General features: G+C 31.1%; 22 protein-coding genes. 14 read left to right on the forward strand and 8 right to left on the reverse strand.

The window, feature by feature from the left end:
• Nucleotides 1-67: 67 nt before the first annotated feature.
• The 5 genes from I6U51_RS19355 to I6U51_RS19375 all read left to right on the forward strand — a co-directional run bounded on the left by I6U51_RS19355 (nt 68) and on the right by I6U51_RS19375 (nt 9143).
• Nucleotides 68-1549 carry a hypothetical protein gene (locus tag I6U51_RS19355; RefSeq protein ID WP_211144210.1) on the forward strand — a complete coding sequence of 494 codons (1482 nt, stop codon included), beginning with the start codon at nt 68-70 and terminating at the stop codon, nt 1547-1549.
• Between the two features lie 343 nt (nt 1550-1892).
• Nucleotides 1893-4505 (forward strand): polysaccharide deacetylase family protein, encoded by a 2613-nt coding sequence (locus I6U51_RS19360; RefSeq protein ID WP_211144211.1) that lies wholly within the window; start codon nt 1893-1895, stop codon nt 4503-4505.
• Between the two features lie 29 nt (nt 4506-4534).
• Nucleotides 4535-6412 (forward strand): glycosyltransferase family 2 protein, encoded by a 1878-nt coding sequence (locus I6U51_RS19365; protein WP_211144212.1) that lies wholly within the window; start codon nt 4535-4537, stop codon nt 6410-6412.
• Nucleotides 6396-8081: a polysaccharide deacetylase family protein gene (locus I6U51_RS19370; RefSeq protein ID WP_246517515.1), complete on the forward strand. Its 1686-nt coding sequence runs from the start codon at nt 6396-6398 to the stop codon at nt 8079-8081. The genes I6U51_RS19365 and I6U51_RS19370 overlap by 17 nt, the downstream gene beginning before the upstream one ends.
• A 15-nt stretch (nt 8082-8096) precedes the next feature.
• Entirely contained in the window at nt 8097-9143 is a 1047-nt protein-coding gene (locus tag I6U51_RS19375) for a glycosyl hydrolase family 18 protein (protein WP_211144214.1), read from the forward strand.
• Between the two features lie 78 nt (nt 9144-9221).
• On the opposite strand, the gene I6U51_RS19380 is transcribed toward I6U51_RS19375, so the two are convergent.
• Both I6U51_RS19380 and I6U51_RS19385 read right to left on the reverse strand, forming a co-directional pair.
• Nucleotides 9222-9650 carry a ferritin family protein gene (locus I6U51_RS19380; RefSeq protein ID WP_211144215.1) on the reverse strand — a complete coding sequence of 143 codons (429 nt, stop codon included), beginning with the start codon at nt 9648-9650 and terminating at the stop codon, nt 9222-9224.
• A 2-nt stretch (nt 9651-9652) separates the two neighbouring features.
• Nucleotides 9653-10105, reverse strand: a complete 453-nt coding sequence (locus I6U51_RS19385; RefSeq protein ID WP_211144216.1) for a hypothetical protein — start codon at nt 10103-10105, stop codon at nt 9653-9655.
• Nucleotides 10106-10412: 307 nt separating this feature from the next.
• On the opposite strand from I6U51_RS19385, the gene I6U51_RS19390 reads away from it, so the two are divergent.
• Nucleotides 10413-11807 (forward strand): putative bifunctional diguanylate cyclase/phosphodiesterase, encoded by a 1395-nt coding sequence (locus I6U51_RS19390; RefSeq protein WP_211144217.1) that lies wholly within the window; start codon nt 10413-10415, stop codon nt 11805-11807.
• Between the two features lie 131 nt (nt 11808-11938).
• Nucleotides 11939-12460 carry a flavodoxin domain-containing protein gene (locus tag I6U51_RS19395; protein ID WP_211144218.1) on the forward strand — a complete coding sequence of 174 codons (522 nt, stop codon included), beginning with the start codon at nt 11939-11941 and terminating at the stop codon, nt 12458-12460.
• Nucleotides 12461-12598: 138 nt separating this feature from the next.
• Here the strand turns inward: I6U51_RS19395 and I6U51_RS19400 are convergent, their stop codons facing one another.
• The 4 genes from I6U51_RS19400 to I6U51_RS19415 all read right to left on the reverse strand — a co-directional run bounded on the left by I6U51_RS19400 (nt 12599) and on the right by I6U51_RS19415 (nt 16847).
• Nucleotides 12599-13162, reverse strand: a complete 564-nt coding sequence (locus tag I6U51_RS19400; protein WP_211144219.1) for a spore coat protein — start codon at nt 13160-13162, stop codon at nt 12599-12601.
• An 84-nt stretch (nt 13163-13246) separates the two neighbouring features.
• A complete protein-coding gene (locus I6U51_RS19405) occupies nt 13247-13924 on the reverse strand; it encodes a uracil-DNA glycosylase (RefSeq protein ID WP_211144220.1) in 678 nt (225 codons plus the stop codon).
• 493 nt (nt 13925-14417) lie between these two features.
• Nucleotides 14418-15080: an isochorismatase family protein gene (locus tag I6U51_RS19410; protein ID WP_211144221.1), complete on the reverse strand. Its 663-nt coding sequence runs from the start codon at nt 15078-15080 to the stop codon at nt 14418-14420.
• 624 nt (nt 15081-15704) lie between these two features.
• The gene (locus tag I6U51_RS19415) at nt 15705-16847 is read right to left on the reverse strand and encodes an RNA-guided endonuclease InsQ/TnpB family protein (protein WP_211144222.1); all 1143 of its coding nucleotides are present in this window, start codon (nt 16845-16847) and stop codon (nt 15705-15707) included.
• A 60-nt stretch (nt 16848-16907) separates the two neighbouring features.
• On the opposite strand from I6U51_RS19415, the gene I6U51_RS25175 reads away from it, so the two are divergent.
• From I6U51_RS25175 to I6U51_RS19425, 4 genes are all read left to right on the forward strand, one after another.
• Nucleotides 16908-17036 carry a hypothetical protein gene (locus I6U51_RS25175; RefSeq protein WP_281396110.1) on the forward strand — a complete coding sequence of 43 codons (129 nt, stop codon included), beginning with the start codon at nt 16908-16910 and terminating at the stop codon, nt 17034-17036.
• A 17-nt stretch (nt 17037-17053) separates the two neighbouring features.
• Complete coding sequence (locus tag I6U51_RS19420; protein ID WP_211144223.1) at nt 17054-17704, forward strand: hypothetical protein; 651 nt, start codon at nt 17054-17056, stop codon at nt 17702-17704.
• A 128-nt stretch (nt 17705-17832) separates the two neighbouring features.
• Entirely contained in the window at nt 17833-17964 is a 132-nt protein-coding gene (locus tag I6U51_RS25180) for a hypothetical protein (RefSeq protein ID WP_281396112.1), read from the forward strand.
• A gap of 195 nt (nt 17965-18159) precedes the next feature.
• Nucleotides 18160-18315: a hypothetical protein gene (locus tag I6U51_RS19425; RefSeq protein WP_211144224.1), complete on the forward strand. Its 156-nt coding sequence runs from the start codon at nt 18160-18162 to the stop codon at nt 18313-18315.
• A 75-nt stretch (nt 18316-18390) separates the two neighbouring features.
• Here I6U51_RS19425 and I6U51_RS19430 read toward each other — a convergent pair whose 3' ends face one another.
• On the reverse strand, nt 18391-18768 hold the full coding sequence (locus I6U51_RS19430; RefSeq protein ID WP_211144225.1) for a DUF6438 domain-containing protein: 378 nt from the start codon (nt 18766-18768) through the stop codon (nt 18391-18393).
• Nucleotides 18769-19197: a hypothetical protein gene (locus tag I6U51_RS19435; RefSeq protein ID WP_211144226.1), complete on the reverse strand. Its 429-nt coding sequence runs from the start codon at nt 19195-19197 to the stop codon at nt 18769-18771.
• A gap of 349 nt (nt 19198-19546) precedes the next feature.
• Here I6U51_RS19435 and I6U51_RS19440 point away from each other — a divergent pair, with 349 nt between their 5' ends.
• From I6U51_RS19440 to I6U51_RS19450, 3 genes are all read left to right on the forward strand, one after another.
• Nucleotides 19547-20467 carry a hypothetical protein gene (locus tag I6U51_RS19440; protein ID WP_211144227.1) on the forward strand — a complete coding sequence of 307 codons (921 nt, stop codon included), beginning with the start codon at nt 19547-19549 and terminating at the stop codon, nt 20465-20467.
• Nucleotides 20468-20673: 206 nt separating this feature from the next.
• Nucleotides 20674-21918, forward strand: a complete 1245-nt coding sequence (locus tag I6U51_RS19445) for a chloride channel protein (protein WP_211144228.1) — start codon at nt 20674-20676, stop codon at nt 21916-21918.
• Between the two features lie 323 nt (nt 21919-22241).
• Nucleotides 22242-23408, forward strand: coding sequence for a CynX/NimT family MFS transporter (locus I6U51_RS19450; protein ID WP_211144229.1), 1167 nt, complete (start codon nt 22242-22244; stop codon nt 23406-23408).
• Nucleotides 23409-23412 lie beyond the last annotated feature (4 nt).

A 23412-nucleotide genomic window follows, 5' to 3' on the forward strand; every position in this document is an offset into this window, starting at 1 on the left:
AATAAGCAGGCTGGATAGATTTCTAAGGAAATTTTAGTAGAATAATTTTTTAGAAGGGGGAAATTAGATGGGCGATTTAAAACTATATTTTTCAGATTTTTTTGGGATAGATGAGGATATAATTGAATCATATGGTGCGATTAACATATCGCTCATCAATGATTTGCCTCTTTTTATAGATCCTTTTCTTCTATTCAATAGTGAAAAAGAAGAGTATCAGAAGATACATAAGGAAATTATTGCATACTTATTATTTTTACAAGAACAAGCGGAAAAATATCCTCAGCCACCTTCGGGTATGATTGCATCTTGGTATCTCTTCCCGGAAGTAAAACAAACATGGATTGGTTTTAGTCTAGATGGAAATTCAGGGCGTGGACTTGGGATGAAGTTTGCATTAACCCTTCATAAAGGTTTACAAACTATTTTCAAGGATTTTGGTAAAGAAACAATAACTAAAAGCTCACACCTAGAAAAACTCTGTCTAATTAGCCCATTAGTTGGACGAGATAAAATTAGTGACTTTACAACAAACTTTGCCAAGAAATATTTATTAGAATACACAACAACATTCGCTAGTGAGTATTTGAATCCATGTCAATGTAAAAAGTTTAATGTGCCAAAAGTTGAATTTAATTATGCTACAATGACTTGGATGTCAAAAGAATACTACTTGCCGTATTTTGATGGAGATTACATTCTATTAACTCCTAGAGATCTTTTAACGCGTGATGATACATTTATAAATCGTACTGATATGATCAATAATTTACAAAACATTGCTCCTTCTATTGAGGATGCTACAATTAGATTTGAGCTAAATAATTATTTCATTAATGTCCTACCTAAGAAAAAGAAAGAGATGTCAAAAACCGAAAAAGATAAAGCTGCTTCAATATTGATACGGGAACATCCTGAAATTATTGATTATTATATAAAATATAAAGAGGAAAAAGAAGAAGAGGCGACTTCAATTAGCAAGCAAGTTGTCCAAGAAGTAAAACAATTATTTAATACTCAATTGCAAGAGCTTACTCGTATACTTTTAGAGAAAACAGATTTTTATAAAACTAAACCAAATTCTTACGATGAAGCCTACAATAGAGTGTTATTTTTAAAATCTGTAATTGAAGATATGGACGGATATCGCTTATTTTACTTAAATGGTAAACCTATTAAGCGTGAAAGTGATTTACAAATTATGTATCGTCTTGTTTGGTTTGCTAGTGAAATGGATGTAAATCGGGAAGTGAACAATGGTCGTGGTCCAGTTGACTTCAAAATATCTAAAGGTTCTAAGGATACCACTCTTGTTGAATTCAAATTAGCTTCTAACAGTAAGCTAAAGAATAATCTTGCAAAACAGGTTGATATTTATAAAAAAGCTAGTAATACTGATCGTGCAATAAAGGTTATACTATATTTTAACGATAATGAGTATAAAAAGATATCAACTATTCTAAACGAACTAGGTTTGCAAGGTTGTAAAGATATTGTTTTGATTGATGCGATTGACAATAAGGTATCTGCATCCAATGTAAAAATATAAAAAATGGCCAGCCGATTCAAGTAATTACTCTTGAATATGACTGGTCATTTTTATCACCGCTTGAAGCTGTTCATTTAAGTTTTTCTTCAATCCCTAAGTGAACGCTTCTTTAGGGTTATTTTTATTTTGATAAAAAAGTAGAAATAAGTTACAATATGTATACACAACCCTAAAATAGTAGTATTTTGTAGAAAAATTCTACCTTAAAAGAGTCTCAGGATATTATATGTTGAAACAATTGAGTCCAAAAGCGAAAAGTTCCGTACTCTTAGATGACTTGGTGAAAATTTATTTTTGAATAATTAAAGTTAATTAAATGAAGGTTATAATTGCGAGGTGAAATATGAACAAAAAGCGCATTATCGTTACTATTATAATTTTATCAGCAAGCATTTTTACAGGTATCTTTGTATATAAAAATTATAGTGTAAATACTAGCTCAGGAGAAATAGTAATAAGTAAAAAAAGTAATTATGATGCATCAGAGGAAATTAAAAAGGCATTAAACTTATTAAATAGCAATAAAAAGGCAGATTTTATAACAAATGTTGATACATCATCAAATATAGTAGCATTATCTTTTGAGGGCCTTAGCGATAAAGATACTATGAATAAAATAATACATATGTTAGATGAACATGGAATTAAGGCAACATTTTTTATTCCAGGAATTAAAGCAGCTGAGGATCCTAGTATAGTTAAAATGATTCAAAAAGGTGGACATGACATAGGAAGTGGAACCCTTTCTTGGACTAAGAATATGGACAAGTTATCATCAAAAGACTTGGTTACTGATTTTTGCAGAAGTAATAAGATTTTAAAATCTATAACTGGAAAAGATCCTGTTTTACTAAAGTGTAATTCTACTGTCTATAATGACAATATCCTAACAGCAGCTTATGCATCAGGAAATAAATATGTTGTTAATAGTAATCATTATTTAAGTTATCAAAGTTTTAAAAATTATGACCAAGCATATGGGTATGTAAAGAACTTAGAAAAAGGAACAATAATCTCCATAAAATTAGAAGGTGTTCTTGATAGCACTGAATATGGAGAAAAAAGAGCAGAAGAGAAACCTGCAATAGATAAGCAGGCTGGAATAAATGAGGGAAAGAATAAAGAGGAAAAAGAAGTTGCTATTACACAAATAGTAGAGTGGATTTTAAAATCAATAGACGAGCAAAATAAAACTGTTGTTAAAGTATCTGATTTCTCAAGTGCTCAAAAATACAATAAACCACAAAAAATAAAAAATGTATCAAATAACAAATATAGTAAAAGCAACATATCAAATAATAATCAGGTTGAAAAAAATACATTAGGAAACAAAGAAGAAAATAAGGAAGCAAATAATGAGACAAACAAAGAAACTAATAATGATATAGATTCAATAAATTTTAAAGAATTAATAGAAAAAAATAATAAAAAACAAGCACCTGTTGTATCAGAGTTTTACACTACAGAAAAGTCTTTAGCATATACATTTAGAGGCCTAAGCAATGAAGCTAGTCTAGATAAAGTACTAGATACACTTGAAAAACTTAATGCGAAGGGAACATTTTTTGTAACAAAAGAAGAAATATTAAAATATCCCGATAGAATAAACAAAATCTTAAGTAAAGGTCATGAAATTGGAAACGGCGGCATAACAACTAATTTGACTTTATTAAATAAATCAACAGAAGAAATTTGTAAAGAAATATACGAAGTAGATAAATTATTAAAAGAAAAAGGAATAACTACAAATGCATATATGGCTGGGTATGGATATGTAGATCCTCAAATTCAAGAAGCTTTATCAGCAATAACTAGTATTCCATCTCTTAAAAATTATGAATTGTTTACCTACACAAAGGCACCTATTGTTAACAAATACAAAGGTATGAGTGCTGAAGACATTGTATCTGATTATTTCAACATAAATTCATACGTATCACTTCGAAAGGGAGAAATAGTTTACTTTAGATTAGACTCTAATTTATTTAAAAATGAGGATGCTATTGCCAATATAATTGAGCTAGTAACTAAAAATTATGTTCAAAATGGTTATATTAACAAATATAATGAAAAGTTAAAATCCTATGATTTAGCTCAAAAACCATTAGGCTATTCAGTAGTAACATTAGATAATCTACAAAAAACTATTGAGACATCATCACAGTTCGGTAGATACAATATTATAAGCAATCCAATCCCTATGAAGGAAAGAACCTATGAAGAAGCACTAGGAATGATGAAAACAAATTATATAGGTAATGAATATATAGATTTAAGTGACTTTAGTGAAGAGGAAAAACTATCTATTGATAAAAGTGGAACTATTGATACAAAGGGTGAAAATGTTATATTCTTTAGCTTTGATGACTGGGGAGGAGACCCAGTAATAAATGAAATACTAGATGTGTTAAATAAACATAATGTAAAGGCAACCTTCTTTGTAATATCAAAATATGCAGATATCAATAGCGGTATATCAAATGCTAACCCAAATCTGCTTAGAACCATTGCTTTAAATGGTAATGATATTGGAAGTCATAATTATAACCATGAACTTTTAGGAGTTGATAGGAAAGAACTTGAAGTTTCCTTAATTAAATCTTATAACGTTATGGATAGTGTAATAGGTGATTTAGATTCTCTTAGACCATATTTTAGACCACCTACTTTGCTTTTAAGAAAAGAAGGATTAGCGGCTGTATACGAAAGTGGCTATAAATATACTATTAGTGGAAATATTACAACACATGACTATGAAAGGAATTCTGCACAGGATATTGTTGATTATATAAAAGATGGACTAGTTAAAAATAAGGGAAACGTAATAGTAATGCATATGAATGACCAAGCTTATTATACCGCTGAAGCTTTAGATATATTCTTAACTAACAATGAAAAAGGATTGTATGGAGAAAAATATAAAATTGCAAAGTTAAGTGATTATTTAGAGAAATAATGCTATATATTAAATTAGGAGTTTGAGCAATGAGGTTTAAATACAAAAGATTAAAAAAAGACAAAGCTAAGGATGTTCTTTTAAATCCACGCAAAGATAGAAGATTACTTGCAAATGTTCCCGACAAAGAAGCTATAAGAACCAGTGTTGATCGTAGAGGAAAAAAGGTATTAGAGGATTATGAGGATCCTAGCTCATTTATAAAAAGTAAAAAAGCAGGGATAAGATATGTAATGCAAACTGACGTTGAAGTAATATGTAAAAGCAAAAAAGGTGACAGCACATTTACAGTTAAATCTTTAGATGTTTCTACTACAGGAATTTTATTAGAATTAAAAGATCAAGAGCAATTAAATATAATTAGCGATGCTAATAGCATTAGGTTGAAATTTAGGGTATTACCTGGTTCTATGCCAGAAGGATATGAAATGAATGTTAAAATTAATGGGAAAAAGGTTCGAGATGCTATTACAGCAGATGGAAAAATAATGTGCGGCATAGAATTTACTGAAAGCTTATCACAATATTCCAGTAGAAAGAAGGATAGGTATGTATTAGCTGCATCTAGCTTATTATTATTATTCATAAGTATGTTCATTATATTAATGCGTACAGAAAGTGTTATATACTTTAAATTTAATAAGTGGCTATATCTATATAGTATTATTACAGCTGTATTTTTATTAAGTAGATATTTATTTGGTGTTTTGTACAAGCCTATGCCAATAGATGTTAACTATACACCAGGTGTAACAATTATTATTCCTTGTTTTAATGAAGAGGAGTGGATAGAAAATACAATTTTAAGCTGCATTAACCAAGACTATCCTATTGATAAATTAGAAGTTATAGTTGTAGATGATTGTTCTAATGATAACTCTGTAGACAAAATCAAAGAGACTATAGAGAAACTAAATAAAGAAGCGGAAAGATTTGATGCTCCAAACAGGGTAAAGTATTTTGTTCAAGAAAAAAACTCAGGTAAAAGAGAGGCTCTTTCCAGGGGAGTTTTAAAGGCAAAGCATGATTTAGTTGTATTTGTTGATTCGGACAGTTTCCTAGATCCTTTTGCAATAAGAAATCTAGTTCAACCTTTCAAAGACCCTAAAATGGGGGGAGTATCAGGTAGAACAGATGTTGCTAATACTTTTACAAATAATCTAACTAAAATGCAGTCTGTTAGATATTATATTGCTTTTAGAATTATGAAAGCAGCAGAAGCCTATTTTGATGCAGTTACCTGTTTATCAGGACCGCTAGCCTGCTACAGAAAACAAATAGTTATAGATAATATGAAGGAATGGATAAATCAAAAGTTTTTAGGTCAAAAGGCAACCTTTGGGGATGATAGAGCTATGACTAATTTTGTATTGAATGGATATAGAACTAGTTATCAAGATACGGCAATTTGCTCTACTATTGTACCTAATAAGTATAAGGTATTTCTTAAACAGCAAATGAGATGGAAAAGGTCTTGGCTCAGAGAATCAATTATTGCAGGAAAGTTTATGTGGAAAAAGGAACCTTTTATGGCCGCTTTCTTTTATATAGGCGTATTTGTCCCTGTTGCTGCACCTGTAATATTTACCTATAACCTAATTTATGTACCAATCGTACATAGGATATTTCCAACCACATTTCTTGTTGGGTTATTGATGATGGCATTAATGATGAGTTTTGCTCAAATGTTTTTTAGAAGAAGTACAACCTGGATTTTTGGAATGTTGTTTTGTATATATTATGAAGCGGTATTACTTTGGCAAATGCCTATTGCATGGGTAACATTTTGGAAATCAACTTGGGGGACAAGGATGACTCCAAGTGATATAGAAGCTCAAAGAAAAAAAGAGCAAAGGAAAGGTTTCAGTATATTAAGAAAAAAGGGGGAGAATGCATTTGAAGAATAAAGAATTTTCTCCTGAAAAAAAAGATAGAGTTAAGATAATAAGAAGCATATTTCAAGGGATAATTTTATGTGTAATGCTATTAATTATCATAAAAGCTTTATGTACTTTTTCAGTATATGATCCCTATAGCTCATATGCTGCCTCTAAAGACAGAAATAGTGGTTTTATTGCGGTATCATATTTTGGTGTAGATAGAACTGGAGATGCTACACTAATAAGTACTGAAGCATTAGAGAAACAAATAAAAGCATTAAAAGATAATGGATATGTAACAATAACTCAACAAGATATATTAGATTACTATAAAAAAGGTAAGGCATTACCAGAAAAATCATTATTTTTATTATTTGAGGATGGAAGAAGAGATACGGCAATATTTTCTCAAAAAATTCTAGAGCAATATAACTATAAAGCCACAATGCTGACTTATGCAGATAAATTTGCAAAGAAAGACCCTAAGTTTTTAAATCCTAAAGATTTATTACAACTAAAAGATACCTCTTATTGGGAATTAGGTACTAATGGGTATAGACTGGAGTATATCAATGTTTTTGATAAAGACTCAAATTACTTAGGAAATCTAAATTCTGTTGAGTTCTCAAAGGCAGCCTCTAAAATCAATAGACAATATAATCATTATCTGATGGATTACATGAGAGATGAACATGGCATTCCTGTGGAAAGTTATGGAGATATGAAAGAACGTATTGATAATGATTATAAAAGCTTATCAAACATATATAATAAAGAGCTTGGATATGTACCAGCTTTATATGGGCTGATGCATTCAAATACAGGAAAGTTTGGTACAAATGATAAAGCTAGTGAAGTAAATAGCAAGTGGATTAAAGAGTTATTTAGTATGAATTTTAATAGAGAGGGATACTCGTTAAATTTACCAAACAGCTCTATTTATGACTTAACTAGGGTTCAACCACAGGCATATTGGAGCACCAATCATTTATTAATGAGAATTTGGGATGATACTAAGAAAAATACTAAATTTGTTGTAGGAGATGAAGAAAAAGCTAAAAATTTCCAAGAAATAAAAGGACAAACGGAGTTTATAGATGATAAAATTATATTAACATCCCTACCAAAGGAAAAAGGTCTTATTAAATTGCTAAATAGTGAAAGTTACAAGAATATTAAAGTATCAACAATGTTAAATGGTAATATTATAGGTTCTCAGTCTATATATTTAAGATCTAATGAAGATGGAAGCAATAGCATATGTGTTCAGCTTATTAATAATACAGTTAATGTTATTGAAAACACAAATGGCAATAAAAATATCCTATATTCTTTAGCTTTAGGAGATAAGAATAAAGAATTTGATATAAAAGAACCGGGAAGTAAGAAAGTTGATATAACATTAATTGATAAAAAACTGACTTTATCTATTGATGACAAGAAGATAGTAGAAGACTTAAAAATAAGTAATGAAAATGAGGGCAGTATTCTTCTTGAGTCTGCATGGGGAAACTATGGATATAGCCAAAGAAATATTGCCGATGATGTGTATGATGGAGTATTTAAAGGTTTTAAAGTAACCAATATGAATAACGAAGTTTTATATGATTCTTCCTTAAAAGGAGTAGAAGCTATAACTTATAAGATTAAAAGTTCTTACAATAAGATTGTGAACTGGTTTATTAAGAATTTATAATTTGAGAGGTAATTAATGAGTAACAATGTGAGAAAAAGTTTGATCTTTACTGGATTAGTAATATTATTAATATCAGTTATATTTATAACTGTTAGCTCAAAAGAAGCTAATTCTAAGAGTAAAGATGTAGCCTTGAATAAAGATACAAAAATATTTGATAAGAATATAAATAATTTTTCAGCTTGGGTTGTATATTGGGATTTAAATTCTGATAAAGAAATTAAAACTTTAGATAAGAAATTGAAAAATATCTCTTATTTTGCAGCTAATTTTAATTCCAATAATCAATTAGTAATGCCAGAAGAATTAATTAATTATTATAACAAAACAAAGAGTTATGATTACAATAAATATATAACTATTGTCAATGATAAAATGAATAGTGATGGGAGTTATTCATTAAAAGATACAAATTTATTAAATTCTATATTAAGTAATCCGGATTCAAGAAGTAAGCATATTGAAGAGATTATAAACTTAGCAGCTAAATATGGCTTTGATGGTATAGAAATTGATTATGAACAAATAAAAAATGATATGAAATTATGGGATAATTACATATTATTCATAAATGAACTGTATCAAAAAGCTGAAAATAAAGGTTTAAAGCTAAGAGTTGTGTTAGAAACTAATACACCTTTTGATAAACTGAGTTTCCCTGAAGGTCCAACTTATGTATTAATGTGTTACAATTTGCATGGTGGTTTTAGTGAACCGGGAGGAAAGGCAGATCCTGAGTTTATCAGGAACTCAATAGAAAAAATGAGTAAAGTTCCAGGAAAAAAGGATTTTGCAATTGCTACGGGAGGCTTTAATTGGGCCTCTAATGGGAAAACTACTTCCGTTACAGAAGCTGAAGCTAGTAATTTATTAAAAACATATAATGTTAAAGCAGAACGTGACAATAAAAGCCAGTGCCTGTTCTTCAATTATAAAGATGAAAATAATATAAAACACGAGGTATGGTATGCTGATAAAGTTACTTTGGAGTCTTGGATGAAGGTTATAACGGAAAAAGGATATGATATTAGCATTTGGAGACTAGGCGGCAATTTGTTTTAATAGGAAGCAGCCTCAGTAATAGCTAACGTAAAATCATTATTTTAGGTAGGAAAGTAAGAAAAATGGCAAGCATTTTTCTTACTTTCCATATTTTTTGAGTATTCCCTCTAATATTCTAGCATGTCTACCTTCATCCTTAGCGGCAGTATTAAAGAATTCTTTAGCGGATTCTATGTTTAGGGAATCAGCCTTTAATGCATCCTGTCTTTTAGCATTGTTAGCAAAGATCTCTCCCTCTAGCATTTGTCTTATATCTTGAAAACAATCCTCTGTTATCATTCCGTTCAATTCAGCACAAGTTGCTGCATGTTCTACTTCTTCAAGAGCTAAAACTTTTAATATTTCAGCAATATCACCATAGCCTTGTCTCTGAGCTTGGCGAGCTATAGCAAGATAAAGACCTGCTTCCTTAGTTTCACCATTAAAGGTTTGTTTTACTGCTCTATCAAGTTCAGTCCCTTTAGTTTCACCTAAAGTAGTCTCAATTGTTAATTTGATATCTTCCATTATTACATACCTTCTCTTTCTTGTTTATTTCTTTTAAAGGATTCATATATGCCCTTAGATATCTCTGGATTAATGTCCTTTACTTCATCTATATATAAAAGAACACTACCATTATAATCTATGGGATTACCTAGTAATATTACTTCGCAGGCGCTTCTGAGCATATTTATAATACACTCTTCATCGTGATATGCATTACAGTTTTTACATTGATTTAATATAAAACCTATGGTGTCCATTACAGATTTTTGGTCAAAAACCTTTGTATCAAAGACAGGAATGTTATTTATTTCATCTTCTATAAACTGCTCTCCTGTTTTTAAACAGGTTAAAAGATTTTGTTTACAGTAGCCTATAAGACAATTTTCTTTAGAACAGGACTCACAGTAACTAGTACCTAGGCAACAGTTACCAATAGAAGTTATTAATGAATTAAAATCTATATCCGTTACCAAATAAATCAGCTCCTCTCTATAAAAAATCAATTATGTAGTACTTATTATTATATAATTGAAACTGTTGAAATGCAAATATATCCATTTATATTTATCATGAAAAATAGATATGAAATATTAGGACTTGCCTTTTTGTACATAAATCTGATACTTTACTAATATATGGTTTTTTATTTTAAATAACTAGCATAACTATTTATGTAAGGTTTTAGTATAATACATTGAGAATTTGTAGAAGAGAGTTGATTTTATTTGTTACTACATATTTTGAAAGCTTCATGATTATATATAGAAAGGAGATAAATAAATGTCAATAGATCAAAATAAATGTAATTTTAAAATAGAAAATATAGATAGTCATAAACACATTAGTGATATGAAAAATCCGCAAAAGGAAATGAAGTGTCTAGCTCTGTATAATCCTTTAACCAATATTCCTAATATTATATATGCTAAAGAGAACCTTCCTAAAATAATTAATTTAGTGGAACAAAGTAAATTTGCTGCTATTGTATATATTAATATTAACGATTTCAAAAATGTGAATTATGATTTAGGTTACAAATTGGGAGATAAATTAATTGTAAAGATTGTGTCTATAATAAAGGGATATATAAAAGAGGAGGATATGCTTTGCCATGTAGCCATCGATAGATTTGCAATATTAGTGAGGAGTGTTAAGGATGAATTGGATCTGGCAGGACTTGTGTATTCATTATCAAAATCCTTAGAGAAAAATGTCACTATTGAAAATAGCAATATATATATATCAGCAAGTTTAGGCATTGCCATATATCCAAAAGACGGACGGGACTTGGAAGAACTGTTCAGAAATGCAGATACTGCTATGAGTTTTGCTAAAATTTCTGGAAAAAGTAATTATAAATTTTTCGAAAGCAATATGAGGAAAGAGGTATTAGAAAAAGTAGAACTAGAAAAGGAACTTAGAGAAGCTGTTGAAAATAATGAATTTACTGTGCTATATCAACCAAAAGTAAATATTAGAACAGGAAAGTTAGAGGGAGCAGAAGCTTTAGTCAGATGGATTCATCCTACAAAGGGAATAATATCTCCAGTAGTTTTTATTAACCTAGCAGAGGAAATAGGTTTAATAGAAAAAATTGGAGAAATTGTAATGAAGACTGTGTGTTCACAGAATAAAAAATGGCAGGAGGCAGGCTACAAGAAGGCAGCTATAGCTGTTAACCTTTCTGTAAACCAATTAAAGAGTAATAGAATTTTAAATTTAATTAAGAAAACCTTAAATGATACAAAATTAGAAGCTAAGTGGTTAGAAATTGAGATAACAGAAAGCATCATTATGGAGGATTTTAGGTATTTCAAAAAGATGTTAAATAAAATTAGAGATTTAGGTATTAAGGTGTATCTTGATGATTTTGGTACAGGTTATTCCTCTCTAAGCTATCTAAAAACCATTCCTGTAGACTATATAAAAATAGATAAATCCTTTATAGATGATATTGGCAAAGATAAAAAACAAAGTGCCATAGTTTCTGCACTAATACAGCTAGCTCATGGAATAGATTTTAAGGTAGTAGCAGAAGGGGTAGAGGATATGCTTCAGTTAAAAATACTTCAAAAATATAACTGTGATATGGTACAAGGCTATATATTTAGTAAGCCTGTATCTAAGGAAGAATTTGAAGAAATGCTGAAAAAGGAATCGATAAGTAATTTATAAAATAAGCTAATCATAATTAGAGCTATCCTTAATAAGCAGGTGAAAACCTGAATATATTGAAATATAATTATAAAATAAAAACATTTGCTTTTGCTGAAAGGGGATGTTTCTATTAAAAGGGGGTATAGATGATGAGAAGCATAGTTATATACAAATCACAAACAGGTTTTACTAAAAAGTACGCCGAGTGGATTGCTGAAGAGTTAGGTGCGGATATTTTTCATGTTTCAGAGGCTAATGTAGATAAACTGCAAAATTATGATACTGTAATTTATGGCGGTGGATTATATGCTGGTGGGATAAGCGGCGCAAAATTTATAACAGAAAACAGTGATAGTCTTAAGGGTAAAAAGGTTATAGTTTTTGCAACGGGAGCATCAGTAGGAAGAGCTGAGGAAATTGATGGGGTGAGGAATAAAAACTTTACTGCTGAGCAGCAGAAATACATTAAGTTCTTTTATTTGCGTGGTGGCTTTAACTATAAAAAGCTCAGCACTCTTAACAAAATACTTATGACATTTCTAAAGTGGAAGTTAAAAAAGAAAAAAGATTTAACTCCTGATGAGCAGGGGATGTTAGCTGCCTATGACCATCCTATGGATTTTGTAGAAAAGAAAAATATACAAGAATTAGTTGTCTATGCAAATTCATAATTTTGCTAGGAGTTAAATTAGCAAGTGCTCCAATTACAATCTATTTCCATATGCTTTAATAAAAATAAGGGCTGCCGCACTAAAGAATTTACATACAATATATTGTAGTATTTATTCTTAATGCCACAGCCCCTTTGTTTAGACTAGTGAAGGTTCACGAACTTCATTATAGATTGAAGAAAGTGTGTTTAACGTATTTTGAGATGCTGGTTCTAAAGGATAATATCCCTTCTGCACCATCCACTGCCAAACATCATAAGCGTGATTACAGCTCATCGTAAAGGCATCTTTTAAGAACTCTCTAACTGTAGGATTACCTGTTTCCATTGCAGACCACGCATATTCTCTTCCTGCTCTTTTTAATGTCAAAAGATATGCAGTAGCTATTTCCCTATCATCCATTTGCTGTATGCTAGTTCTTGGTGTAATTGGAGGGAAATTATTAGTTGGTGATTTAGTATAGTCCTGTAAAGTTGCATTTAAGTTTGGAACATTAAGCTTTTGAGTGGAGCCATTAGCTTTGCTAACAAATTCTACTTTCATATTATAGTCCTGAACATGAGCTGGAAAATGCCTTTCTATCATAGCCTTTAGTTCCGGGTCCTTTGCCATATTTTTAAACATAGCCATATTTGATATAGAGTTTACACAGCTTACTATTAATTCATGTAAGTCGTATACCTCATGAGCAGCTAATTGCATAAGATTACCTCCAAGATTATTAATTTGTATTACTACAAAAATTAATTTTCCACTATAAGAGTTATTTATGCATGCTTTAAAATATTATATGTTTGGGATTTGCCAATCAATAGGAGCTTCGCCAATAGACTCTAAAAAGTTATTAGTTTTTGAGAAGGGTTTACTTCCGAAAAAACCTCTATGAGCAGAAAGTGGACTTGGATGCGGAGCTTTTATTATGTAATGAATTTTATTTGTTATAAGTTTTTCCTTTGAAATAGCATTACTTCCCCATAAAATAAAGACTATAGGCTTTTCTCTTTTATTTAATATAGAAATAATCGCATCAGTGAATATTTCCCAACCTTTATTCCTATGAGAATTTGCTTCTCTTGCTCTTACTGTAAGGGCTGTATTAAGAAGCAGCACACCCTGATCAGCCCACTTTTTTAAATATCCATTGTTTGGAATGAAGCAGCCAAGGTCATCTTTTAATTCCTTATAAATATTTACTAAGGAAGGAGGCGCAGGTACTCCAGGCTTTACAGAGAAGCTAAGTCCATGTGCTTGATTAGGACCATGATAAGGATCTTGACCTAGGATAACTACTTTTACATCCTTATATGCAGTATAATTTAGGGCATTAAATATATCATATTTGTCTGGATATATAGTTCTAGAGCCATATTCATGTATTAAGAAGGTTCTCAATTCTTTATAATATTCCATTTGGAATTGATTTTCTAATAATTCCATCCAATCATTTTTTATGTTAACAGCCACAGTTATCACTCTCCAATTATAAAATTTGTTTAAGTAAGTTTCTAAATAATAATATCATATTTATGTCAAAAATATAAAGACATTGGCTATTAATTAAATTATTACCTTTATGTAATGTAAGGGTTGAATAGAAAAGAACGACATTCTTTAATTAGGATGTCGTTCTTTTACTATAGTATAGAAGGAGGCATATAGTAAAACTAACTAGAAAGTTAACTTATACAGAGGGATATGTTTCCAAAACCGAAGGTAGATTTAAAAACTTTGTGTCAGTCTTAGTGAAGGGTTTTAAGACAACCTTAGCACCTCGAGCTGTTTGAGCATAGCGAGTTCTCGAAGGTTCTTAGGTCGTCTAAAACACAAGCTTTAGACGGACTAGAAGTTTTTAACGTACTGAAGCTTGGAAACATAGCCCGTCGTATAAGTTGACTTTACGTCTTTTTTATTTATAATATTATCAAAATAAAGGAAAGAGATTTTAGTGGCAGGTAGTTTAAAGTTTAATCAAATTGGCCTTTGTTAAGGTAGCCCGACCTCTAGTTCCAGGACTGTTAAGCATATGCCATGCTGTGTACTGTTCCGCATAAGGGTTATTAGCAGACATGCCGTCAACAGGAACAATAACATTGAAATCACGAAAAGCAGCAGCTGTAGCTGTGTGGAGGACTGCACCATTAGCTGCATAACCAGTGACTATGACAGTTTTGATGCCTTTTTTCTGCAATATTTTTTCTAAATTTGTTCTATAGAATTTATCTACAGTTGATTTAACAATAGGATCGCCACGTAAAGGACTTAGCTGCTTAAAGACATCTGAGGGACTTCCCGTAGGAATAAGACTATAGACAACTAGCATGTTGTTTTTGCGGGCTCTAGTCAATAAACTATTAATATTAGGGATAGACCCTATACAACGAGGGTTTTTGCATATAGAAGTTTCCATATCTAATATCAGCAGTGCGGTGGTTTTAGGATCAACTGTTACCGGCTTTAGTTCAGGTGCAGGAGGAATGGGGACGGTATTCCATTCGTCAATAATTGTTTGATCTGCTGCACCAGCTCGTATGTTCAAAGAAGAGTTGTCCCCACCATAATTAGGATTATCATCGCTGAAGTATTCAAAGGATTTACCATATATAGGGCAAAAATATTTCACGTTAATCCTCCTAAAATTCTTTATATCCTTATATATTATGTGATTAATTAAGAAAAGGTGACTTCAAATAGATAAGTTACAATATAGATATCCAAACTAAAATATTGATTAATACTATAATTTAATTTAGTAATTTTTATGAAAAGAGAACAAAAAATTGACAATTGACAGAGTACAATTGATAGAGAAGGAGGATTTTTATCTGTTATACTCCGAAAAATCTTTAATATATAATTTAAATCTATATTTCGCATTAGTGAAACATAGGCTCGAAAATATAATAGTTTTCTGACGCAAGGAAGAAAACTTACCTTAATCTGTCCTCTATCAATTGTCCTCTGTCCTCTGAAAATGTTACTAATACTTTTTAGTGCATAAGTCAACTTTTGGTACAGTAACTCTATGGAATGTTCTAAAGGATACTATAATGAGTTGAAAAAATGCATAGTTAGACAAGTCCAATAATAATATAGTTATAAGTGATTAAGTAATTAGTCAATTACTCACCGTCTATAGAGGCGGGAGCTTGTAACTCTACTACACATGGTACTAGCGATATTTAATATCTCCCATCTCAAACGTAGGTTACGATACGGTGATTGACAGCACCGCAACATAGCAAGTTTACTCACTATGCTCTTTGGAGTTATTCTCAATATACTCAAGACCTTTTCTCCAAAGATTTATTGCTCCAATCCTATCATCATTAGATTGATAGTTGCAATTTTTACATTTAAAGATATGGTTCTTCTTATCTCTATTAGCTTTTTCAACATGCCCACATTTAGGGCAAGTTTGACTTGTATATTTAGGATTAACTATTATAACAATTGAGTTATTCATTTTAGTCTTATATTCAAGTAATTGCCTAAATTGATAGAAAGCCCAAGATACAGAAACATATCTATTATTAATATTAATTTTTTCAGTAACAGTTCTAACGTTAGTTAAATCTTCAAGAACAAATAATGTATTTGTTCCATATTTGTCAACGAGTGCCTTTGTAATGGTATGGTTAATAGCACTAACATAACGGTTTTCTCTTGAACCAATAGATTTAATTCTACGTTTTGCTGACTTGCTACCACATTCTTGTAGTTGTTTTCTTAATATTTTATAGTGTCCTCTTTTAGCTTTTATATGTCTACCACTATAGAAAGTGGTTTTACCATAACTATCATAGGTAGTTGCTAAAAAGTTGATACCGAGGTCAACACCTACAATTTTATTAACTTCAAAAGGTGTGGTTTGAGGATAATCTTTAGTCATTGGTATATGCAAAAAGTATTTATTAAATTTATATATCAATTTAGCAGTACCAAAACTAAAAGAGCCATCAAAATACTTTTCCATACCTTTAGTTTCATAAGGTATTTTGAGTCTACCTTGAAGGCTGTTAATAGAGAATATATCTTTAGTTAAGGAATAATCTCTATTCCAAACAAGGTCATACTCTAAATTTTTAAACTGTATTAAGGTAAAATCATGCCCATTGGACTTATTGGTTTTATATTTAGCAATAGCAGTTTTCATACAACTTTGAGCCATTTGAGATTTTAAGTTATATGTTTCTCTTAAATAATAATAAGTGTCTTCATTAATCTTTTTTTGATTAGGACAATTATTATCAAAGATATATTTAGATATATAATTTAGTGCCTTTTTTATTTGAAACATTGTATTATTTAAAATTTCTATTTGCTCATTAGTAGGATATATTTGTATTTTGGATGTTATAGTAATTTCTATAATATCAACTCCTTTCACTAATTATAATAATCATATCATATTAGTGAAGAATATATAACAAGAAAGCGAGGTGTGTAAGTGGTAAGTTATGGAGTTGCCTATCGGCAAATGGCAATTCCTCCCCTACTTGTAGAAGTGGGAGTATTCTTGCCACGATTAGATGAATTTAAAGCTTTAGTACCTAAATGTATCAGTAAAGCAATTTAGATTAAAAAGGAGGCATTATGAGTAAGAAGGAAGAAATAATTAGATTATTTAATAATGGTGTCCAGGATAAAGAAATTGCAGATAGAATAGAGACTAGCTTAAAATATATTAGACAAGTGCTAAAAGATAAAAGAGAACCATCTATAAGCGACGAAACAAATAAGGGAAATATTGATAAATCAGAAATAGATCGTATTAATAAAGATACAAATGAGTTGAAGCTTAGGGTAGAAGAACTAGAAAGAATAATTCGATATATAATTAACGATAAAGAGGGAAAAGCTGCTGATAAAAAGGAAGATGTTATAGTGAAATTAGAGGAAGTTGAAAGCTTTATTAAAAATATTAAGAAGAATTATAGGTATATAAAGGATTTTAAAGTTAAGTTTACTATGGATTGGGATAATTCTTTTAATGAAAAAGATGAAAATGCCATAGATGATAAGCCCTCCTTCAATCCAATTGCTTTTTATAGGAAAGAAGGAGAAAAAAAGTTAAAAGAAAAACTTAGTTATCTATCAAATGAGGAATTGATACAAATAATAAAGGAGTATGTCTCAGACCATAAAGGGGAGACTTGCAAATGGAAAAATAAAGATAAATTAGTGCAGTACATTTTAGAAAGAGTTAAAAATTTCGCAGAGAGTAGTAAGGTGCTTTATACTTAGTGAAAAGCCATTTAGGCTTTTCACCAATTTAGTTTCTCTGCATTAGGTAATGAATTAAAAGTTATAATAAGTTGGCAGGGCTCTGAATATTATATTAATGATTATCAATTTCCTCAGAAGGTGTTTTTATGGAAGCAAAGATATTTATGTCAGTATCACAGCTAGTTAAGTATCTTTTAGGTGTTTTTTTACTTGGAATAATATCTGGAGGCGTGATAGGAGGATTACTGGTTTTAAAGTTTAAGAAACGTTTGAGATAGAACAAAGCCTGTGTTAAGGTAATAGTACTAGCTAGTGAAAAACTAAGGAAGAAGTTAATACTATAAAGCATTATAAAAAGGCAGCAGAATTACATTCATATTGTAATGTTTAAGATATACAAGTTTTGTATATCTTATTTGCATTATATGGATGTACAATAAGGAAGGATGCTCCCGGGTGGAGATCACTATCACTTGACCTGTGAGTTTCTTGAATGGTGTAGAACTTATCTGATTGCAGATGAAAATGTAGTTAATTCATTAGCAAGCCAGATGTTTCGCTTGAGGGAAGCATCTTGTAAAGCAATTAGAGCCTGCATCTATAAAAATGCAGGCTTACTTTTGATATAATAAAATTTTGGACGGATAAACAGTAGTGGAGATAATAGATTAATTTTGTCAGCATGGTAGAAAACAATTAATGGATCATTTAACGCGTGAAGTTGCAATTTTCTCTATTTTATTTTCAAATTCTGTGAGTGCATTTGAATCCAATGTATCACCTAAGTAATGATTTATTTTTTTAGTATGCCCATTAGTATATTCTACAGAAGTTATAACGCTTGGAAAATCAGTTTTAGAAGGTCCTAAAGGCTTATACACATATTCAGCGTATCCAAATTGATCTATTAGATCATTTAATTCCTTCACTGCTTCAGGGGATATAGTCCACTCATGTTCCCCCAGTTTGGAAACATTCCGAATACCAGTCCATTTAACTTTACCCGTATTATCTATTTGAATTATATATTCAGGACAGGCGCCAAAACAGGCCGTTCTTTCAAGAGTAATTTTTTTAAACATTCATTGTTCTCTACAGTCACATTCCCCATATTCGTATTCATCAGGATTTCCATTTCTCGCTCTTCTTCGCAAACATCTAAGTCTTCTTATTGCTTGATAGTCTAATACTTCATCATCCCCAGTCCTTACATTTGTTCCGACTAAACTATCTTCTCCTGCTTCAAAATCTCTTAATGTAATTACTTGACCATTATTCAAGGTCACCTCTAGCCTAGGTCTTCTTCTTTCCTCGCAGCGTCTAGCAACTCTTCTTGCAAAACTAGGGTCTACAGCTAAGAAAGTACCTGGTGCTGCTTGAGGTGGGTATTCTTCCTCAACTTCAAAACCTTCTTCTTGCCTGTAATAAAAATTATAATAGTAAGGACAATAGCATCCTGGAGAATTAAAAGTTCCTCTTACCATATAAGGGCACTGATAACAACAATTCATTCTTTTCCCTTCCTTATATAATTGATATCAATTTTATCAATAATATGCTTTAAACATACCTTTCCTCGTCTGGTGGATACTCATCTTCATCTATTTTCGTTGTTTCTATACATTAATTGTGAACCCTTTATTTCATCGTTACCACAATAGACTCTATTGATGTTATTTGTATAAGGAATTTTGTGAAAATTGCTTACAAATTATAATATGATATTTAGCAGATAGATGTTACTATTTGTTTTGAATTTATAATTATACATTCAAAACAAATAGTAACCCTTGATTCTTTAATATCATAAAATATTTTATAATGAATTTTTTATAGTAATAATTAAAAGGAGAAAGCCTTATGTATTGTTACAACTGTCAATATTTTAATCAGTGTTCTTACAAGAATCAATTAATTTCAATGCCATATTACTATAGCAGAGGCTACGGAAGATTAAGACTAGGTGGGGACGAACCCCTAGTAGAACTGTCTGTACTTGGAGATGAAGAACCTGATTACATTCCTCCGGAACCACCGGGTGCTACTATGAAGAAAAATGAAATAATAAGGGTAATAAAATCTTGCAAAAGTAAGTGGATTTATATCTGGACTAAAGTGGGAGATAATTTTTGGGCCAAGATAGACACCTACGATAATGATTCAGTTACTACTATAAAGCATGGAAAAATTTTGTATGATAGGATAAGAAAAATATCATGTCCTAGACCAATGGAATTAGATCAAACTCCCCAAGAGAATAATGAACCTTTAGATAAAGAAGAAAATGAAGATGAGTATGTTAGTGCTGAACGCTTCAATGATAATAATTGTAGCAGAGGCTACGGAAGAATAGGACCTAGGATGGAAGAACCCCCAGTAGAAATGTCTGGATTTAGAGATGAACCACCTAATTATATTCCTCCAGAACCACCGGGTAGTACTATGTCTAAAGATAAAATAATAGAAATAATAGATTCTTGTAAAAGTGGGTGGTTTTATATCTGGACTGAAATGGATACTGAATTTTGGGACAAGATAATAAGCCATGATAGAGATTCAGTTACCACCGATAAGCATGGAAAAATTTTGTATGATAGGATAAGAAAAATAAAATGTCACGAAGTAATGAAAAAAACTCAAATTCCACAAGAGAATCAGGAGCCTTTAGAAGAAGGTGAGGAAGAAGAAGTTGTTATTGCTAAGCGCTTCTATGATAATAACTGTAGAAATTGTTACTATTACCATGTGTGCCCAGTTAAAATGCAAATACCTCATTCTTAATATTACAGGACTGCCAGGCAACTATTTTAGTATAGGCAGCAATGAATATACTAGAAGAATTAATAGCAAACTTAAAGAAGAACGGTTGCATCCCTTTAAAATATAGTTTAATATTTTCATATGTTGCAGTACAAAATTATATTTAGTTAGTTAAATATGTTTAGGCATTCATAATCGAAACATGAGAAGGAGGGCATATACATAAGATGAAATTTTTAAGTTTAGCTATTCTAATACTGTATAGCATAGTTGTAGGAGGAATTGTAGGGCTGTTGACATGGGGCTTTTTAGGTATTGTTTCTTTAACAACTCATTTTTTATGGGTTAGCTTACCAGAGTCACTTAATATTCAAAACTGGACTATATTACTTTGTCTAGTTGGAGGCCTTTTGGTAGGTCTATGTCAAAAGTATTTTGGTAATTATCCACGTAATATGGAGGAAGTATTAGCGGAATTCAAGGAAACTAAGAGAGTTGATTATAGATCATTATATAAGAGTACAATAGCTGCACTTTGTGTTCTTTCCTTTGGAGCTAGTCTTGGACCTGAAGCGGCTTTAGTTGGACTGATAGGAGGCCTTTCTACATGGGCAGGAGACGCTATTAAATCTATAATTAAGAAAAAAGCGGTTTTAAATGAGTATGGAGACATAATAATAGAATATAGCATTGAGGCCACAATTGGCATGATTTTTAGAACACCACTATTTGGTGCTACTACATTCTTTGAGGATAAAAAAGATTCAAAACTTACAAAGATGATAAAATCACTTGTATATTTGATAACTACTTTTGCAGGCTTTGGTGTATTTATATTTTTATCAAAAATAGATAACAGGAGATTTTCATTGGCTGACTTTGGTCCAGCAACAATAGGTAAAAATGAAATTATAGCTATAATACCACTTATACTTATAGGGGTATTGTTTGCAATGTTATATGAGTTTTTTGGAGATATTCTTCACAAGTTACTTAAACCATTGGAAGGTTATAAAATAATAAAAGCTGTTATTGGTGGATTAGTATTAGGATTGATAGGAACTATTCTTCCTATTACTTTATTCTCCGGTGAGCATCAGCTTACAGAACTAGCAGTAGATTGGACAAATATGTCTGTTTATTTATTATTAATAACAGCTGTTGTAAAGTTATTCATAACAGAATTTTGCTTGACAACTGGTTGGCGTGGAGGACATATATTTCCTATTATTTTCGCAGGAGTAAGTATAGGATTTGGAGTTGCATCCTTATTTTCAATAGATCCAGTAACATCCATTACAATTGTAACTACTTCACTAACAAGTGCAGTACTTAAAAAGCCAATAGCAGTTGTATTTATTTTAATCCTTCTATTCCCAATAAAATTAATTATACCAATGGTATTAGCAGCATATATTCCAATATATATATTAAAGTATAAGGATAACTTTACAGGAGTATCGCCAACCTAAGTTTCAATCTCCTTCAGAAGATTCTCCGAGAGATGCTAACAAATTGGAAATACAAATTTGATGTAAAAAGCCATTGCTTAATTATTAAGCAATGGCTTAAATTTTATTTTTGAACAAATATATAAAATATTGTGATATATTTTATGCAATGATATAATTTTTACTGAAATCCTAATGGAAGATACTATTTTTAGGAGGTGTTTTAAAGTGACTTTTGAAGCTTATCTTCCTGTATATAATTTCGAAATAATACAGGCACTTATTGCAGATAAATAGTCTTATCATAATTAATCAAATTAATTATGATAAGGAGAATTTTATAGATGAATAAAAAGAGGAACATTTTATTAATTTTAGCTATTGTGTTTACAGCATTTAATTTAAGATCACCTATTACAGGAGTCGGTTCACTTGTTAGCGCCATAAAAACGGAGCTGAATCTATCGGTAAGCTCTGCGGGAATCATCACAACTATTCCACTTATTACTTTTGCAATAGCCTCCCCTTTTATAAGCGGCCTCAGCAAGAAATTCAGTGCTGGACAACTTATGATTTACTCACTTATTACATTGGCTTTTGGAATTGTTGTTCGCTCTTATACAGGAACAGCAGGCTTGTTTATTGGGACAGCCATAATTGGTACAGGAATAGCAGTTGGTAACGTCTTGCTCCCTAGCATTATAAAATCTCAGTATCCAGATAAAGTCGGAATGATGACAAGCATTTACACAACATCAATGACAATCTTTGCTGGGCTCTCTTCTGGAATTAGTGTTCCACTTGCAACAAAGGCAGGGCTAGGCTGGAAAAACGCTTTAGCAGTGTGGCTGATTCTTGCAGTTATAACAATAGCCATCTGGATTCTGCAGAGGAATTTACAGCTAGAAGATAAAAAGGCTTACAAAGAAGCTCCTAAAAAGAACATGTATAAATCATCTGTAGCATGGTCGGTTACTTTGTATATGGGGACTCAGTCCTTATTGTTCTACTGTTTTGTGGCATGGCTGCCCACTATACTGCAGGCAAAAGGAATCCATACCGAAACAGCGGGATATTATGCTTCGGCATATCAGTTTATGGGAATTCCAGCTTCATTTTCTGTTCCGCTGTTAGCAGTAAGAAAGAGAAATCAGAAGGCAATAGCAGGTATCATTTCTTTTGTCTATGCTCTTGGGTTAATGTTATTCCTATTTGCAGATAACCCCATACTTATTGCAGTTTCAGTTTTGATCTGTGGTTTTTGTTCAGGAGCCTGCATAAGTCTTGCAATGTCCTTTATTGGACTCCGTTCCTGTGGGGCACAAGAGGCTGCAAGTTTATCAGGAATGTCACAGGCAATGGGGTATTTACTGGCAGCTGTAGGCCCATTTATAATGGGAGTTATTTTTGATATTTGCCACTCATGGAATGTGCCGATAATATGCTTGATTGTTATGGCAGTATTTCTTTTGGCCATTAGTTTAAAAGCAGGAGAAGAAAGAACAGTATAATAAA

It is taken from the genome of Clostridium aciditolerans (assembly GCF_016316925.1).
Classification (GTDB): domain Bacteria; phylum Bacillota; class Clostridia; order Clostridiales; family Clostridiaceae; genus Clostridium_AM; species Clostridium_AM aciditolerans.

Excerpts from the sequence above, each read along its gene's own strand:
- I6U51_RS19390 (WP_211144217.1), top strand. The coding sequence starts at position 10,413 with ATGTCAATAGATCAAAATAAATGTAATTTTAAAATAGAAAATATAGAT.
- I6U51_RS19420 (WP_211144223.1), top strand. The coding sequence starts at position 17,054 with ATGAGTAAGAAGGAAGAAATAATTAGATTATTTAATAATGGTGTCCAG.
- I6U51_RS19400 (WP_211144219.1), bottom strand. The coding sequence starts at position 13,162 with ATGCAATTAGCTGCTCATGAGGTATACGACTTACATGAATTAATAGTA.
- I6U51_RS19370 (WP_246517515.1), top strand. The coding sequence starts at position 6,396 with ATGCATTTGAAGAATAAAGAATTTTCTCCTGAAAAAAAAGATAGAGTT.
- I6U51_RS19365 (WP_211144212.1), top strand. The coding sequence starts at position 4,535 with ATGAGGTTTAAATACAAAAGATTAAAAAAAGACAAAGCTAAGGATGTT.
- I6U51_RS19360 (WP_211144211.1), top strand. The coding sequence starts at position 1,893 with ATGAACAAAAAGCGCATTATCGTTACTATTATAATTTTATCAGCAAGC.
- I6U51_RS19430 (WP_211144225.1), bottom strand. The coding sequence starts at position 18,768 with ATGTTTAAAAAAATTACTCTTGAAAGAACGGCCTGTTTTGGCGCCTGT.
- I6U51_RS25180 (WP_281396112.1), top strand. The coding sequence starts at position 17,833 with ATGGAAGCAAAGATATTTATGTCAGTATCACAGCTAGTTAAGTATCTT.
- I6U51_RS19435 (WP_211144226.1), bottom strand. The coding sequence starts at position 19,197 with ATGAATTGTTGTTATCAGTGCCCTTATATGGTAAGAGGAACTTTTAAT.
- I6U51_RS19375 (WP_211144214.1), top strand. The coding sequence starts at position 8,097 with ATGAGTAACAATGTGAGAAAAAGTTTGATCTTTACTGGATTAGTAATA.
- I6U51_RS19450 (WP_211144229.1), top strand. The coding sequence starts at position 22,242 with ATGAATAAAAAGAGGAACATTTTATTAATTTTAGCTATTGTGTTTACA.
- I6U51_RS19445 (WP_211144228.1), top strand. The coding sequence starts at position 20,674 with ATGAAATTTTTAAGTTTAGCTATTCTAATACTGTATAGCATAGTTGTA.
- I6U51_RS19395 (WP_211144218.1), top strand. The coding sequence starts at position 11,939 with ATGAGAAGCATAGTTATATACAAATCACAAACAGGTTTTACTAAAAAG.
- I6U51_RS19355 (WP_211144210.1), top strand. The coding sequence starts at position 68 with ATGGGCGATTTAAAACTATATTTTTCAGATTTTTTTGGGATAGATGAG.
- I6U51_RS19440 (WP_211144227.1), top strand. The coding sequence starts at position 19,547 with ATGTATTGTTACAACTGTCAATATTTTAATCAGTGTTCTTACAAGAAT.
- I6U51_RS19380 (WP_211144215.1), bottom strand. The coding sequence starts at position 9,650 with ATGGAAGATATCAAATTAACAATTGAGACTACTTTAGGTGAAACTAAA.